Origin of the sequence: Mycolicibacterium neoaurum ATCC 25795 (assembly GCF_000691525.1) — a bacterium.
Taxonomy (GTDB): Bacteria; Actinomycetota; Actinomycetes; order Mycobacteriales; family Mycobacteriaceae; genus Mycobacterium; species Mycobacterium neoaurum.
The window spans coordinates 162,104-176,501 of the sequence record NZ_JMDW01000007.1 but is presented as its reverse complement, the minus strand read 5'-3'; the positions used below and the strand labels follow the sequence as shown (position 1 = coordinate 176,501).

Sequence of the window (14,398 nt, the reverse complement as noted above, 5' to 3'; positions counted from 1 at the left end):
GTTCGGCGACTCCCACGCCCACGGAATGGAAGGGGTGCACTTCTACACCCGCACCAAAGCCATCACCACCCGCTGGCTGGACCCCTCCCACGGCGGCATCAACCTCGGCTTCCCCGAGAACGCCTGACCCCCCACCCCGGCGAGCGTGCGTGTCTGCACCCCAACACACCCCTCGCGGACAGAAGTCCGCGCACGCTCGCCGGGCAATCCGTTACCCGCTGCCGCCGCACTGAGTGAAAGATGGACTTATGACGACCACCCCTGACATCGCGACGCTGCCGAACGGTCTGACCGTCGATCAGGCCCGCGCCGAAGCCGCCCGCACCTATGAACTCGACCGCGCCCACGTGTTCCACTCCTGGTCCGCGCAGGCGCAGATCAAGCCGATGACGATCGTCGCGTCGGAGGGCTCCTATGTCTGGGACGGTGAGGGCAACAAGCTGCTCGACTTCTCCGGCCAGCTGGTCTTCACCAATATCGGGCATCAGCATCCGAAGGTCGTCGAGGCGATCCAGGCCCAGGCCGCCAAGCTGTGCACCATCGCACCCCAGCACGCCAACGACGCCCGTTCGGAGGCCGCCCGGCTGATCGCCGAGCGCACGCCCGGCGATCTGAACAAGATCTTCTTCACCAACGGTGGTGCCGACGCCGTCGAGCACGCCGTGCGGATGGCCCGGCTGCACACCGGCCGGTACAAGGTGCTCTCGCGCTACCGCTCGTACCACGGCGGCACCGACACGGCCATCAACCTGACCGGCGACCCACGTCGTTACCCCAACGATTACGCCAGCGCCGGCGTCGTGCACTTCAACGGACCGTTCCTGTACCGCTCGTCGTTCCACGCCGAGAACGAGCAGCAGGAATCCGAGCGCGCGCTCGACTACCTGGAGCGCCTCATCCAGCACGAGGGCGCGTCGTCGTTCGCCGCGATCATCCTCGAATCGGTGCCGGGCACCGCAGGCATCATGGTGCCGCCGCCCGGCTACATGGCCGGTGTGCGGGAGATCTGTGACAAGTACGGCATCGTCATGATCGCCGACGAGGTGATGGCCGGATTCGGGCGCACCGGCGAGTGGTTCGCGATCCAGAACTTCGACGTCACACCGGATCTGATCACCTTCGCCAAGGGCGTCACCTCCGGGTACGTCCCGCTGGGTGGCGTAGCAATCAGCGAGAAGATCGCCGCGACATTCGCCGACCGCGCCTACCCCGGTGGACTGACCTACTCCGGCCATCCGCTGGCCTGCGCGGCCGCGGTCGCGACCATCAACACGATGGAAGACGAGGCAATGGTGGCCAATGCCAAGCGCATCGGCGCCGACGTGCTCGGTCCCGGCCTGCGCGACCTGGCGGCCAAACACCGCTGTGTCGGCGAGGTGCGCGGCCTCGGCGTGTTCTGGGCCGTCGAGCTGGTGGCCGACCAGCAGACGCGGGAACCGTTGGCGCCCTATGGCGGGTCGAGCCCGGCCATGAACGCCGTCATCGCGGCGTGCAAGTCCGGCGGACTGCTGCCGTTCGCGAACTTCAACCGCATCCACGCCGTTCCGGCCTGCAATATCAGCGATGACGAGGTCCGCGAGGGTCTGGCCATCCTGGATGCCGCACTCAGCGAGGCCGACGCCTAGGTACTCATACACATCGATGGTCGTGCACCCAACCGGGTGCACGACCATCGGTGTTTCAGGCGGTGTTTCAGGCCAGCAGGTATCCGCCGAGCAGTTCGCGCGCCTCGTCGGGGATCGGGGTGGGCCCGTCGTCATCGAGCATCACCAGCACGGTGTCGCACAGGCCGACGCACGTCTGGTCGACGAACAGGGCGGTGGACGCCACATAGGACGTACGGCCGAGCTTGCCGATACCCAGCCCGGTCTCGATGGTCGCCGGCCAGTGCACCTCGGCAAGAAAGTGCACGACGTTGCTGGCCGACACCAGCCGGACCGTGCGCGATGCCGGCCGGTAGATGTCGGGGAAAATCTGCGCGTTGAACTCCGCCCGAGCGGTCTCGTGCAGTGATTCCAGGGCAAGGTTGTTCACGTGTCCGTTGGCGTCGACGTCACCGTATCGGGCGATGGCCAGCCCGGTCACCGGGTAGAGCGCCTTGTCCGAGCGGGCGGGGTGCGGGCGCTGGATGGGTGCGACGAGGGGATGATCATGCTGGCTCATATCGGCGCAAGTAGATCACGACGTAGGGTGACGAGCATGGTCGACCTGCATCCCGCGATGACGGTCCTGGAGCCTCTGCTGGGTATCTGGGCCGGGCCCGGCGCGGGCGAGTACCCCACGATCCCGTCATTCGAGTACCAGGAGTCGATCACCTTCGGTCACGTCGGGAAACCGTTCCTGTCCTATAACCAGCACACGCGTTCGCGCGCCGACGGCCGACCGCTGCACGCCGAGACGGGTTACATCCGGATACCCGAACCCGGCCGCGTCGAATGGGTGTTGGCGCACCCCACCGGCATCGTCGAGGTCATGGAGGGACCATTGCAGATCGCCGACGACGGCGCACTGACCATGACGATGACCTCCATCATCGGCCGGTCGTCCTCGGCCAAGGATGTCAGCGCCATGGCCCGCACCTTCACCCTGCGCGGTGAGGAGTTGAGCTACACCGTCCAGATGGCCGCCGTCGGCCAGCCACTGCAGCACCACCTGTCCGCGGTGCTGCGCAAGGACGCCCCGTGAGCGTTCACGAGGGTCGCATCCGGGTGCCCGACGACCTCGACGCGATCACCGATCGGGGCATCGAGGATACCGACGAGGTCGATTCCGCTGCGGTGGAACGGATCTGGGATGCTGCCACGCATTGGTATCGGGCCGGTATGCACCCGGCCATCCAGGTCTGCCTGCGCCGCAACTCCAAGGTCATCCTCAACCGCGCCATCGGACACGCCTGGGGGAACGGGCCGCACGATCCTGCCGATGCCGAGCGCATCCCGGTGCGCACCGATACGCCGTACTGCGTGTACTCCGCCGCCAAGGCGATCACCACCACCGTGACCCACATGCTGGTCGAACGCGGCGCCTTTTCCCTCGAGGATCGCGTGTGTGACTACCTGCCCGACTACACCAGTCATGGCAAGGACCGCACCACCATTCGGCATGCGCTGACCCACAGTGCCGGCATCCCGTTCGCCACCGGGCCGCGCCCCGATCTGAAGCGGATGGACGACAGCGAGTACGCGCGCGAAATGCTCGGCCGGATGAAGCCGGTGTACCGGCCCGGTCTGGTCCACATCTACCACGGTGTGACGTGGGGGCCGCTGATGCGTGAGATCATCTCTGCCGCAACCGGACGCAGCATCCGCGATATCCTCGCCGAGGAGATCCTCGACCCGCTCGGTTTCCGTTGGACCAATTATGGCGTTGCACCCCAAGATGTTCCGTTGGTTGCACCGAGCCATGTGACGGGCAAGCCGTTGCCCGCACCGATTGCCAAGGCGTTCAAGACAGCTGTCGGAGGTACCCCCCAACAGATCATCCCGTTCTCCAACACGCCCGAGTTCCTCACCGGTGTCATCCCGTCCTCGAACACCGTCTCGAACGCATTCGAGTTGTCGCGGTTCGCCGAGATCCTGGTCCGCGGTGGTGAACTCGACGGGCACCGGGTGTTGACGGCAGACACGTTGCACCGGGCGACGGCCGAAGCCCGCCGACTGCGTCCGGATCTCGCGACGGGTTTGCAGCCGATGCGCTGGGGCACCGGCTACATGCTGGGGTCCAAGCGGTTCGGCCCGTTCGGCAAGGATGCCGGCGGAGCCTTCGGGCACACGGGGCTGACCGACATCGCGGTGTGGGCCGATCCGCAGCGCGCGTTGTCGGTGGCGGTGATCAGCAGCGGCAAGCCGAGCGGCCACCCGGAAGCCAAGCGTTATCCGGCGCTGTTGGACCGGATCAACGCCGAGATCCCGCGGGTCTACTGAACCTCTCGGCTGCTGTGAGCAGCCTCACCACCCAAAATGCATGCGCTTTCGCCGCTTCGTCACGACCAACAGTCAGCAACGAAGCGAGAAAGGACGCCCATCATGGCAGACATCACAAACAAGGCAGAGGAGTTCGCCGGCCGCGCCAAGGAGGCCGTCGGGGATCTGGTCGGCAATGACGACCTGAAGGCCGAAGGCGCCGCGGACAAGGCGACCGCACAGGTCAAGCAGGGGCTGGACGCGGTCGCGGACAAGGCCGAGGACGCGGCGCAGGCCGTCACCGAGAAGGCCGAGGACGCCAAGGAGGCGGTGACCGAGAAGGCCCAGGATGCCAAGCAGGCTGTTGCGGAGAAGACCGACGAGGTGAAGCAGGTCGTCGCCGAGAAGGCCGATTCCCGTGTCGCGATCGCGGTCGTTGCCGGCCTGGCTGTCGTCGCCCTCCTGGTGGTCCGCCGCAATCGTGGAAAGGCACGTCGGCAGAAGCACCCGGTCGCCAAGAAGGTCGTGGCGGCGGGCGTGACCAGGGCCCTGACGCACTGAGTTCGCCCGCGCGCCTGCTCAGACCGAAGCCATTGCCTCGAGAGCCTCGAAGCGGGCAAGCACCTCGGCCTGCAGCACCGCGACCGCCGGGTCGGACGCCTTGCGGGGTCTTGGCAGATCGACGTCGATGACCTCGTGGATGCGTCCACCCGGCGCGAGCACCACGATCCGGTCGGACAACTGCACCGCCTCGGTGACGTCATGGGTGACGAACATGACGGTGCGCCGGGACTCCAGCCAGATCCGTTCCAGATGCTCGCGCAGCGTCCGCGAGGTCATCGCGTCGAGGTGGCTGAACGGTTCGTCCATCAACAACACATCCGGTTCGACGGCGAATGCGCGGGCGATCCCGATCCGTTGTTGTTGACCGCCCGATAGTTGCGCGGGAAACCTGTTGCCGCAGTGGCTCAGTCCGACCAGGTCCAGATAGTGTTCGGCCCGCTGCTGCCACCCGTCGCGTTCGTGCTGGACGAAGCCCAGATTCGCCATCACGGTGCGCCACGGCAGCAGTCGGGGATCCTGGAACACATAGCCTACCCGGGCCTCGTCGGCGCCCGAGCGCAACCGCACGCTGCCCGAGGTGAGAGTCTCGATACCCGAGACGATGTTGAGCAATGTGGTCTTTCCGCTACCCGACGGCCCGACAACGGATACGAACGTCTCACCCGAGATGGTGAGATCCACCCCGTCGATGACGCGGGTGACGTTGCCGCGGCGGTCGGTGTACTCCTTGACCAGGTTCTGGATATCGATGGAGGCCATAGTTTTTCCTTGAGTTCGGTTCGGTTGGATGGTCAGACGGTGCGCCAGCGGGTGGCATAGCGTTCGATCGGTCCGAGGATCACCAGATCGGCGATGACCAGCAGCAGGATGAAGACCAGCACCCAGGCCAGGAAGCCATCGAGCTGGTTGGCGTCGTACCAGTACCGGGAGCGCCAACCGACCCCGGAGGTGGAGCCGAACCACTCGGCCAGCAGCAAACCGTTCCAGGCACTCATGATCGCGAATCTGACTGCGGCCACTGTGGATCCGGCGACGGCGGGGGCGACGATCTGGCGCAGCACCGTCGTCCGGGAGACCCCGAAAGCCCGTGCCATCAGCACCAGATCGGCCGGTACCGCTCGAGTCGCCTTGGCGATGTTGACGATCACGAACGGTAATCCGGACAGGAACACCGTCACCACCGGGGTCAACCAGCCGAAGCCGAACCACATCGTGGTCAGCAGCGCCCAGATCACCGCAGGAATCGCAAGGGCCGCGGCATTCAGATCGGAGAAGGCCAGATCGACGACCCGGGACAGGCCCATCAGCACCCCAATCGCCGCACCGACGATCAGCGCCGCGGCCAGCCCGAGCAGGAAGCGGTTCATGCTGATGGCGAGATTGGTCCACAACTCACCGATGGCGGCCTCGGACCGGAGCCGGCCGATGCTGTCGGCCAACGAGGGCACCCGATTGCCGACCACCACGGCCAGCTGCCAGGCACCGATGATGGTGACGATGGCGGCGAGTACCGCTGCGGCCGTGCCGGTCTGGGCGCGCAACTGCCGGACGGTCATGGTGGTCATGCGATCTCCTTGCGCCATGCGAAGAACCGGGTTTCCAGGTGGGCAAGACCGCGCTCGATCAGCACCATGGTGACGATGAACAGTGCGGTCCAGGCGAGCATGTCGTCGACGCGGAACTCCTGGTAGGCCCTGCGGATCATGAAGCCGACGCCATTGCTGGCGCCGAACACCTCGGTGAGCGCCTCCACCTTCCACGCCATCGCGAATCCATATCGGACACCGGCGAAGACGAAGGTCGTAAGCGCCGGCAGATAGAGGTGGCGCAGGATATCGGTGCGGCCACGGTCGAACGCCCCGCACATGGCGAGCAGCTTGCCGTCCACCGAGCGCACGCCCTCGGCGACGTTGATCGCGATGAACGGGGTGGCCACCAGCGCGGACACCACGATCGGACCACCGGAGCCCACGCCGAAGATGAGCAGGCCGAACACCGCATAGGTCAGGCCCGGCATATTGCCCAGTACGAACAGCGGCAGCGAGAAATAAGCAGTCATGAATCGCGAACGGCCCATCGTGAATCCGATGAGCAGACCGGCCACCATCGCGATGGCGAAGCCCGCGGCGATCTTGGCGATGCTGGCGGCGAAGTTGGTGAATGCCTCACCGGAGGCAATGATGTCCATCACGCGAACGACCACATCGGCCGGGTTCGGCAGGATCGGATCGTCGACGATCACGGCGGCAAGCGCCCACAGGCCCAGTGCGCACAGCAGCGCAAGACCGGAGACCAGCCAACGCCGATGCTGGGGCGGCACGCGGACGGGTCGCCGGACGACGGGCCGCATCGGCGGGGTCACGGTCTGGGTCACTGCGGAGCTCCTTGGGTTGCGTGGAATCGCGGGTCGGCGATGTCGTCGCCGATGACGCCGGTGCTGCGCATCAGGTCGAATATCGAACTCTCGTCATCGGCCCATTGCGCGTCGAAGCGGACGTCGTCGACCACCCAGTCATGCTGGGCGACATAGCCCTTCATGAACTCGATGTCCTCGGGTGAGGAGACGGCGAAGTGCTGTGGGTACTGCTCGATCATGTCGTCGCGGTGCGCCTGCCATTCGGCGAGTCCGCGGTCCCAGAGGTCCAGGAATGCCGCCACCTCACCGGGGTGCCCGTCCACCCAGTCCCGGCGGGCGACGAAGACGTTGCCCATCGGACCGTCGTGGCCGGGTGCCTGCAGTTCTGCGAAGAGGTCGGCCGAGGACTTGCCGTCGTAGAGTGCCCGCACCGAACCGTCGCGCAGTTCACCAGCCGACAGGTCGGGATAGCAGATGCAGGCGTCGATCTCGCCGCGCGCCAACAGATTCGACAGGTTCTGGATATCGGCGACGACGACGTCGACATCGCCGGGGCGCTCACCCGCGGCGACGAGATTCATACCGTGCATCTGCTGGGCGAGTGCACTCCACACCAACGTGCCCGACACGGTGGTGAAGACACCGAGCCGTCGACCGCGCAGGTCCTCCAGCGACCGGGCGGGATCGTCGGCACGGACCAGGATGCGGCTGCGCTCGGCGTTGTAGCGGCCGATGATGACGGTCTCGCGGCGGGTCTGCTCTTCAAGGGCCGGGACCTCGAAGGACGCCGAGGAGATGATGTCGGCGTGCCCGCCGGCGAACAACCCGAATTCGTCCCAGGTGGCGCTGGTTTCGATGGAGTAGCCGGTGGCGCGTTCCCATTCGTCGATGACCCCGGTGTCATGCATGTAGTCCCAGATCGGGTCGGGGGCAAAGGTGAACCGGATGACACCGTCCTGGGCCGAGCGGGACGAGGCCGGACCGCCGAGGCCTGCGGAGCATGCCGTGGCAGCGGCGATGGTGAGCACGGAGGTGAGCGCAGCGGTGATCCTGGCGAGTCTGATTCCTGTGATGGTCGTCACGAGAACACGATGCGGGTGACGTGGCCCGGCCGACAATGTCGGCGGACACACTCTTGACGCCACGCCTATGTCGGTGCAGACACCCGGTCCGGCGGCAGCAGCGGGACGCGTGGCACAGGCGTGCGTCGCATTCCACCCGCACCGGGGCATCGCGGTCGGTACTGTCCCGGGAACAGACAACAGACCGGAGACCCGTATCCCCATGACGCCGCCGTCCGCCGATGCGATCGTGGTCGGTCACGGACTGGCAGGTCTGGTGGCCACCCACGAGCTCGTCGAGGCGGGTAGACGCGTTCTGCTGCTGGACCAGGAGGGGCCCGTCGATTTCGGCGGTCAGGCCTACTGGTCGTTCGGGGGCTTGTTCATGGTCGACACCCCCGAACAGCGGATGTGTGGGATCCGGGATTCGCGCGATCTCGCGTGGCAGGATTGGTTGGGTTCGGCGCAGTTCTCCGAAGGCGACGATGATCATTGGCCGCGGCAGTGGGCCGCGCACTATGTCGACTTCGCCGCCGGCGAGAAGCGCCGCTGGCTGCGCGGTCTGGGCTGGCGCGCCTTCCCGCTCCCGGGCTGGCCGGAACGGGGTGGGCACGGCGCACTCGGCTCCGGAAACAGCGTGCCGCGCTTCCACATCACCTGGGGTACCGGCCCGGGTCTGGTCGATGTCTTCGCCCGCCGGGTGCTCGACGCCCAGGCGCGCGGTCTGGTCACCCGGCTGTTCCGTCACCGCGTGACGGGTCTGGATGCCACCGCCGGCCGCATCACCGGTGTCCACGGAATACTGCTCGAGCCATCCCCACATCGGCGTGGCGCGCGTTCGAGCGAGACCGCGGTGGGCGAATTCAGCGCCACCGCAAGCGCTGTGCTGTTGGCGACCGGCGGCGTCGGTGGCAGTCCGACGATGGTGCGGCGACTGTTCACCGAGAGCTTCGGCACCTTTCCCGACGACATGCTCTGCGGCAATCCCGCCTACGTCGACGGATCCATGATCGCCGTCGCCAAACGGGCCGGGGCGAAGATCGCCAACGAGAACCGGCTCTGGTTCTATCCCGATGGCGTAACCAACATCGATCCGGTCTGGCCAAACCACGGAATCCATGTCACCGCAGGCCCGTCGGCGCTGTGGCTGGACGGCAGCGGCATCCGGCTACCTCCGCCGTTGTACCCCAACTTCGACACCGTGGGAGCCGTCCGGTATGTGATGGCCTCCGGCCACACCCACTCGTGGCTGGTGATGAACGCCGAGATCTTCGCCAAGGAGTTCGCGATGTCCGGTCAGGAACTGAACCCGGCGATCACCGGTAAGCACCCGTTGGGGGTGATACGCGGTCTGCTGCTTCCCCGATTGGGCGGTTTCGCCGAGAAATTCCTGGACCGCGGAGCTGATTTCGTGCAGGCCAGCACCATCGATGAACTGGCCGCCCGGATGTCCGTCGACCCGGTTGTCCTGGAACGCCAGATCACCGCCCGCGACTCCCAGGTGGGTAACCGCTACAGCAAGGATCCCCAGCTGGCCGCGATCTACAACGCCCGCCGCTACTGGCCCGACCGTTTCCGCGTCGCCAAACCGGGGCGCATCCTGGATCCGCAGGCCGGTCCCTTGATCGCGGTCAAGCTGCACATCACGACTCGGAAGACGTTGGGTGGGGTACAAACCGACCTTCAGGGCCGAGTGCTGACCGAGACCGGGACCGTGCTCGAGGGCCTCTACGCCGCGGGCGAGGTTTCCGGGTTCGGTGGCGGCGGGGTCCACGGCCACCGTTCCCTGGAGGGCACATTCGTCGGCGGCTGCCTGTTCACCGGCCGCGCCGCGGGCCGCAGCATCGCAAGGAGTGTCGGATGAACATCGGGGAGTTCCTGCTTCGTCGGCTGGCCGAGGTCGGCACCACACACGCCTTCGGTGTGCCGGGTGACTACAACATGTCGTTCCTGGAGCAGCTGGAGGCACATCCGACGATGCGCTGGATGGGCAACTGCAACGAGCTCAACGCCGCCTACGCCGCCGACGGTTACGCACGCTCGGGAAAGCCGGGCGTGCTGATCACCACCTACGGCGTGGGCTGCCTCAGTGCGCTCAACGGGGTGGCCGGCGCGTACTGCGAACACATCCCGCTCATCCACATCTCCGGCGCGCCACCCGCGCACGCGGTACGCGACCGTAAGTCGTTGCACCACAGCCTGCTCGACGGGGGTTATCGCAACGTCCACCGGGCGTTCGCCGAGTTCACCGAGTACTCGGCGACGATCTCGACCGACAATGCGGTCGAGGTCATCGACCACGCCCTGCGGGCGGCGTTCCGGTCACGTCGGCCAGTCCGCCTCGAGTTGCCCTCGGATCTGACCCACGTCGACATCGCCACACCCGAGGACGCACTGGCCATCGGTGACGCCGAACCGGCGCACCGGGAAGTTCTCGCCGCGGCCGGACAGCTGTCCGAGATGTTGTCCCGGGCGCACCGGCCCGTGTTGGTGTTCGATGCGGCCGCCGTGCGTTGGGGTGCGTTGCCCGCGATCGAGCGGTTCTGTGCCCAGCGGGACATTCCGTACTTCTGCACCCTGCCCGCCGTGCATTACGCCGACCCCACGGCCGAGCAGTATCAGGGCATGCTGCCTGGTTCCGCGGGTCAGCCCATCTTCGACGACAGCGATCTGGTGATCACCTGCGGCTTCACCAGATCCGATGTCACCACCGCGTGTTTCACACTGGACTTCGCGGGCAGGTCGGTCGTGCGGCTGGAGCCCACGTACATCCAATTCTCGGATAGCACCGTGTATTACGGCACGACCATCGACGCGGTCCTGGATTCGGTCGATAGCGCCGCCGGCCCGCGGTGGTGGCCCACCACGGCACGGGGCCGGGCCGTAGAGCCCGGCGGTGGCGAACTCACCGAGGAATTCTTCTTCGGGCAATTGCAACGGTTCCTGCGCGGCGGCGATGTGTTGGTCGCCGAAACCGGCACCTCGGCCCAGAACACCGTCGGGATGTCGCTGCCCGAGGGGGTCAGCTATATCAACCAATCGAGCTGGGGCTCAATCGGGTACGCGCTCCCCGCCCTGTTCGGTTCCCTGGTCGCCCGCCCGGACCGACGGCATGTGCTGTGCACCGGCGACGGCTCGTTCCAGGTGACGGTCCAGGAGTTGTCGTCGGTGATCCGGCACGGGTTCGCACCGGTGATATTCCTGCTCAACAACCGCGGGTACACCATCGAACGATCGATCCTGGGGGCCACCTCGGCCTACAACGACGTCGCCGACTGGGCGTACCCGGATGTGCCGCGGGCATTCGGTATCGACGACGACCGGCTCTTGACCGCGGTCTGCAACACGCGTTCTGAACTACAGGACGCACTCGCCGCGGCGGCGGACACCGATCGCCTGGTGTTCATCGAGGTGGCCTTGCAGCCGCTGGACATGACCGCCGCCACGGCTGCGGTCGGAGAAGCCACCCGCGTGTTCGATTACGGCGTGAACGGTCCGCCGAACCGGTAGCTGCCTCGCGGTCAGGCGCGCGACGCCGCGCGCACCAGCAGCCGCAGCAGCACCTGCGCGATGACCGCGAGCGGCGCCTTGACGAGCGGGAACGAGGCGGTCGAGCCGATCGTGTAGTCGATCCGCGTCCCGGTCCTGGACGGGTTCAGCCGCACCTCGCCGGTGTAGCCGGGGAACGGCGTGCCCGACAGCGCCTTATAGCCGAAGACATGGGGTGCCTCGAAGGTGGTGACCTCTTCGACGATGTCCGGTCCCGGCCCGGGTGTGCTGATCCGGCGCACGGCTCCGAGGCCATTGGGCTCGGGAGCGCCCGGGCGGCCCAGGGTGACGCTGATTCCGGGCCCCCAGCCGGCCATGCCGAGATGGTCGGTCAGGGTGTCCCACACCTTCTGGATATCGGTGTCGACGGTGGCGTGCGCGGTCACATGCATGAACGCCATCCTGCCCCACCGGTTGGTAGACCCGCATACGTGACGTCGATCACTCTTGCCTAGGGTGACTGCATGAGTGCGACAGCAGATGCCGAACGGGTCGCCGACCGTGCCAGGCGAGTCGTCGAGGAGCACGACCCCAAGGTGGTGCCCATCCCGGAGTTCCTGGCCGCCTGTTACGACGCCGGTCTGGCGTGGGTGCACTTCCCCGAGGGTCTGGGCGGGATGGGGGTGTCTCGGGGCCTGCAGGCCGTTGCCGACGCCGTCCTGCAGGGTGCCGGCGGGCCGATGCCGCTGGGGTTGAACCCGATGGGCTACGGGATGGCCGCACCGACGGTGCGGGAACACGCGCAATCCGAGGAACTCAAGCGGTCCTGGCTGCGGCCGCTGGCCAGCACCGAGGACATCTGGTGCCAACTGTTCTCCGAGCCCGGCGCCGGATCCGACCTGGCCGGCCTGGCCACCTCGGCGGTGCCCGATGGCGACGAGTGGGTGATCAACGGCCAGAAGGTGTGGACCAGCCTGGCGCACCGCGCGCGCTGGGGCCTGCTCTTGGCCCGCACCGATCCCGGGGTCGCCAAGCACAAGGGGCTCACCTACTTCGTCCTGGACATGCACGCCCCCGGCGTCGAAACCCGACCGCTGCGACAGCTCACCGGGCAGGCCGAGTTCAACGAGGTCTACATCACCGATGCCCGCATCCCGGATGCCCACCGGCTCGGGGCGATCGGCAACGGTTGGGGTGTCGCGATGACGACACTGATGAACGAGCGCAGCGCGCTGGGCGGTAGCGGATCGCGGCGCGGCGCGGGCACCATTTCCGAGGCCGTCGGGCTGTGGGCGGCCCGTCCGGACCTGCAGACCCCGGTGCTGCGCGACCGATTGACCCAACTGTGGTTGCGCTCGGAGGCCCAGCGTCTCACCGCGCAGCGATCACGGGCGACCGCGAGCGTGGGCGGCCCCGGCCCGGAGGGGTCGATCGGCAAGCTCGTGGGCGCCGAGCTCAATCAGCACATCTACACGTGGTGCATGGATCTGCTTGGCGCCGAGGGCATCCTGTACCACAGCTACGCGCTCGAACGCGATGACGACGGTGACTGGCGGGGTCCGGTCCAGCAGCGTTTCCTGCGCAGCAAGGCCAACACGATCGAAGGCGGGACATCGGAAGTGATGCGCAACATCCTGGCCGAACGCATCCTGGGGTTGCCCGGGGATCTGCGAGCTGACGCGGGCATGCCGTGGAAGGAGATTCCGCGTGGCTGAGGAGTTTACGGATCAGCCCGACAAGACTGCTGAGGAGTTTACGGATCAGCCCGACAAGACTGCTGAGGAGTTCACGGATCAGCCCGACAAGACTGCTGAGGAGTTCACGGATCAGCCCAACAGTAGGGCTGAGGAGTTTACGGATCAGGAGTTCGTGTTCACCGATGAGCAGAACCAGTTACGTTCCGCGGTAAAGAAGTTCGCCGCGGACAACTTCGGCGAGGCCGGCGCTCGGGCACAGATGGAGCGCGAGCCGCGGTTCGACCGCGCGGTATGGCGACGGCTGGGCGCCGAACTCGGCGTGCTCGGCCTCACGGTGCCCGAATCCGACGGCGGATTCGGCGGCACGCTCGTCGACCAGGCCATCGCGGTCGAGGAATTGGGTGCCGCACTGGCCACCGGGCCATTGTTCGGGACGGTCTATCTGTCGATCCCGGCGCTGGTGGCGGCACCGGCCGGGGCCGCGCGTGACGAGCTGCTGGGCGCCCTGATCGAGGGGACCCGCACCGCTGCCTTCGCCGTGCCCGACCGGGCGGGCGCCTTCGATCCGGCCGCCGTCACCGTCTCGGGGGCCGATCGCCTCACCGGCACCGTCGCACGCGTCGTGGACGGTGCCGCCGCCGACGAACTGCTCGTCGCGGCGCGTGGCGACGGCGGGGTGTCGTTGTATGCCGTCGATGCCGACGCCGACGGTGTGTCACGCACCCCGTTGGTCACCCTCGACCTGACCCGACCGCAGGCCGATATTGCATTGCAGGACGCCCCGGCACGGCTACTCGCCGGACCCGACGAGGCCGACCGGGTGATATCGCATGCCCTGCAGGTCGGCTCGGCCCTGCTGGCCGTCGAGCAGGTCGGCGCCGCGCAGCATCTGCTCGATCTGTCGGTGGCCTACGCCACGTCGCGGCTGCAGTTCGGCAGGCCCATCGGCTCGTTCCAGGCGGTCAAGCACCGGTTGGCCGAGGGCATGGTCGACCTGGAGCATGCCCGCTCGGCCGCCTATCACGCGGCATGGGCCATCGGGGACGGGTCCGACGACCCGGCGTTGGCGGCCAGCATCGCCCAGGCCGTCGCCTCGGCGGCCTTCAGTCGTATCGCCGCGGACACCATTCAGGTCCATGGCGGCATCGGTTTCACCTGGGAGCACCAGGCACACCTCTATCTCAAGCGGGCGACCACCGATTCCGCCCTGCTGGGAAGCGCGGAGGCGCATCGCAATCGGGTTGCCGAACTGGTGCTCGACACCGCCGAGCCGAAGCCGCCGCGGGTCGCGACCGGGCGTTAGCAGACATTCACGACCGAAACAAGGTG

General features: G+C 67.0%; 14 protein-coding genes. 8 read left to right on the top strand and 6 right to left on the bottom strand.

Features of this window, described 5'->3' with window-relative positions; genetic code table 11:
* Positions 1-248: 248 nt before the first annotated feature.
* Positions 249-1,625: an aspartate aminotransferase family protein gene (locus IC40_RS0107390; protein WP_030134099.1), complete on the top strand. Its 1,377-nt coding sequence runs from the start codon at positions 249-251 to the stop codon at positions 1,623-1,625.
* Between the two features lie 67 nt (positions 1,626-1,692).
* Here IC40_RS0107390 and IC40_RS0107385 read toward each other — a convergent pair whose 3' ends face one another.
* Positions 1,693-2,163, bottom strand: a complete 471-nt coding sequence (locus tag IC40_RS0107385; protein WP_030134098.1) for an acyl-CoA thioesterase — start codon at positions 2,161-2,163, stop codon at positions 1,693-1,695.
* A gap of 36 nt (positions 2,164-2,199) precedes the next feature.
* Here IC40_RS0107385 and IC40_RS0107380 point away from each other — a divergent pair, with 36 nt between their 5' ends.
* From IC40_RS0107380 to IC40_RS28500, 3 genes are all read left to right on the top strand, one after another.
* A complete protein-coding gene (locus IC40_RS0107380) occupies positions 2,200-2,685 on the top strand; it encodes a peroxynitrite isomerase (protein WP_030134097.1) in 486 nt (161 codons plus the stop codon).
* On the top strand, positions 2,682-3,923 hold the full coding sequence (lipE, locus tag IC40_RS0107375) for a lipase LipE (protein ID WP_030134096.1): 1,242 nt from the start codon (positions 2,682-2,684) through the stop codon (positions 3,921-3,923). The genes IC40_RS0107380 and lipE overlap by 4 nt, the downstream gene beginning before the upstream one ends.
* A 102-nt stretch (positions 3,924-4,025) precedes the next feature.
* Positions 4,026-4,463: a CsbD family protein gene (locus IC40_RS28500; RefSeq protein WP_081843352.1), complete on the top strand. Its 438-nt coding sequence runs from the start codon at positions 4,026-4,028 to the stop codon at positions 4,461-4,463.
* Between the two features lie 18 nt (positions 4,464-4,481).
* On the opposite strand, the gene IC40_RS0107365 is transcribed toward IC40_RS28500, so the two are convergent.
* The 4 genes from IC40_RS0107365 to IC40_RS0107350 are packed head-to-tail and all read right to left on the bottom strand — an operon-like array spanning position 4,482 to position 7,904.
* On the bottom strand, positions 4,482-5,225 hold the full coding sequence (locus tag IC40_RS0107365) for an ABC transporter ATP-binding protein (protein ID WP_030134094.1): 744 nt from the start codon (positions 5,223-5,225) through the stop codon (positions 4,482-4,484).
* A 32-nt stretch (positions 5,226-5,257) separates the two neighbouring features.
* Positions 5,258-6,031, bottom strand: a complete 774-nt coding sequence (locus IC40_RS0107360) for an ABC transporter permease (protein WP_234411550.1) — start codon at positions 6,029-6,031, stop codon at positions 5,258-5,260.
* Positions 6,028-6,840: an ABC transporter permease gene (locus IC40_RS0107355; RefSeq protein ID WP_234411551.1), complete on the bottom strand. Its 813-nt coding sequence runs from the start codon at positions 6,838-6,840 to the stop codon at positions 6,028-6,030. Before IC40_RS0107355 ends, IC40_RS0107360 begins: the two co-directional genes overlap by 4 nt.
* Entirely contained in the window at positions 6,837-7,904 is a 1,068-nt protein-coding gene (locus IC40_RS0107350) for an ABC transporter substrate-binding protein (RefSeq protein ID WP_234411552.1), read from the bottom strand. The genes IC40_RS0107355 and IC40_RS0107350 overlap by 4 nt, the downstream gene beginning before the upstream one ends.
* Positions 7,905-8,106: 202 nt before the next feature.
* On the opposite strand from IC40_RS0107350, the gene IC40_RS0107345 reads away from it, so the two are divergent.
* Together IC40_RS0107345 and IC40_RS0107340 are read left to right on the top strand one after the other, a co-directional pair.
* Positions 8,107-9,747 (top strand): FAD-binding dehydrogenase, encoded by a 1,641-nt coding sequence (locus tag IC40_RS0107345; protein ID WP_030134090.1) that lies wholly within the window; start codon positions 8,107-8,109, stop codon positions 9,745-9,747.
* Positions 9,744-11,393, top strand: a complete 1,650-nt coding sequence (locus IC40_RS0107340; RefSeq protein WP_030134089.1) for an alpha-keto acid decarboxylase family protein — start codon at positions 9,744-9,746, stop codon at positions 11,391-11,393. The genes IC40_RS0107345 and IC40_RS0107340 overlap by 4 nt, the downstream gene beginning before the upstream one ends.
* Before the next feature lie 11 nt (positions 11,394-11,404).
* Here the strand turns inward: IC40_RS0107340 and IC40_RS0107335 are convergent, their stop codons facing one another.
* Positions 11,405-11,824 carry an SRPBCC family protein gene (locus IC40_RS0107335; protein ID WP_030134088.1) on the bottom strand — a complete coding sequence of 140 codons (420 nt, stop codon included), beginning with the start codon at positions 11,822-11,824 and terminating at the stop codon, positions 11,405-11,407.
* 72 nt (positions 11,825-11,896) lie between these two features.
* Between IC40_RS0107335 and IC40_RS0107330 the strand changes: the two genes are divergently transcribed.
* Both IC40_RS0107330 and IC40_RS0107325 read left to right on the top strand, forming a co-directional pair.
* Positions 11,897-13,087: an acyl-CoA dehydrogenase family protein gene (locus IC40_RS0107330; RefSeq protein WP_030134087.1), complete on the top strand. Its 1,191-nt coding sequence runs from the start codon at positions 11,897-11,899 to the stop codon at positions 13,085-13,087.
* Between the two features lie 154 nt (positions 13,088-13,241).
* Entirely contained in the window at positions 13,242-14,372 is a 1,131-nt protein-coding gene (locus tag IC40_RS0107325; RefSeq protein ID WP_030134086.1) for an acyl-CoA dehydrogenase family protein, read from the top strand.
* Positions 14,373-14,398 lie beyond the last annotated feature (26 nt).

Coding starts and splice junctions, on each gene's coding strand:
- IC40_RS0107380 (WP_030134097.1), top strand. CDS start 2,200: ATGGTCGACCTGCATCCCGCGATGACGGTCCTGGAGCCTCTGCTGGGT.
- IC40_RS0107385 (WP_030134098.1), bottom strand. CDS start 2,163: ATGAGCCAGCATGATCATCCCCTCGTCGCACCCATCCAGCGCCCGCAC.
- IC40_RS0107340 (WP_030134089.1), top strand. CDS start 9,744: ATGAACATCGGGGAGTTCCTGCTTCGTCGGCTGGCCGAGGTCGGCACC.
- IC40_RS0107345 (WP_030134090.1), top strand. CDS start 8,107: ATGACGCCGCCGTCCGCCGATGCGATCGTGGTCGGTCACGGACTGGCA.
- IC40_RS0107390 (WP_030134099.1), top strand. CDS start 249: ATGACGACCACCCCTGACATCGCGACGCTGCCGAACGGTCTGACCGTC.
- IC40_RS0107330 (WP_030134087.1), top strand. CDS start 11,897: ATGAGTGCGACAGCAGATGCCGAACGGGTCGCCGACCGTGCCAGGCGA.
- IC40_RS28500 (WP_081843352.1), top strand. CDS start 4,026: ATGGCAGACATCACAAACAAGGCAGAGGAGTTCGCCGGCCGCGCCAAG.
- IC40_RS0107365 (WP_030134094.1), bottom strand. CDS start 5,225: ATGGCCTCCATCGATATCCAGAACCTGGTCAAGGAGTACACCGACCGC.
- IC40_RS0107335 (WP_030134088.1), bottom strand. CDS start 11,824: ATGCATGTGACCGCGCACGCCACCGTCGACACCGATATCCAGAAGGTG.
- IC40_RS0107360 (WP_234411550.1), bottom strand. CDS start 6,031: ATGACCACCATGACCGTCCGGCAGTTGCGCGCCCAGACCGGCACGGCC.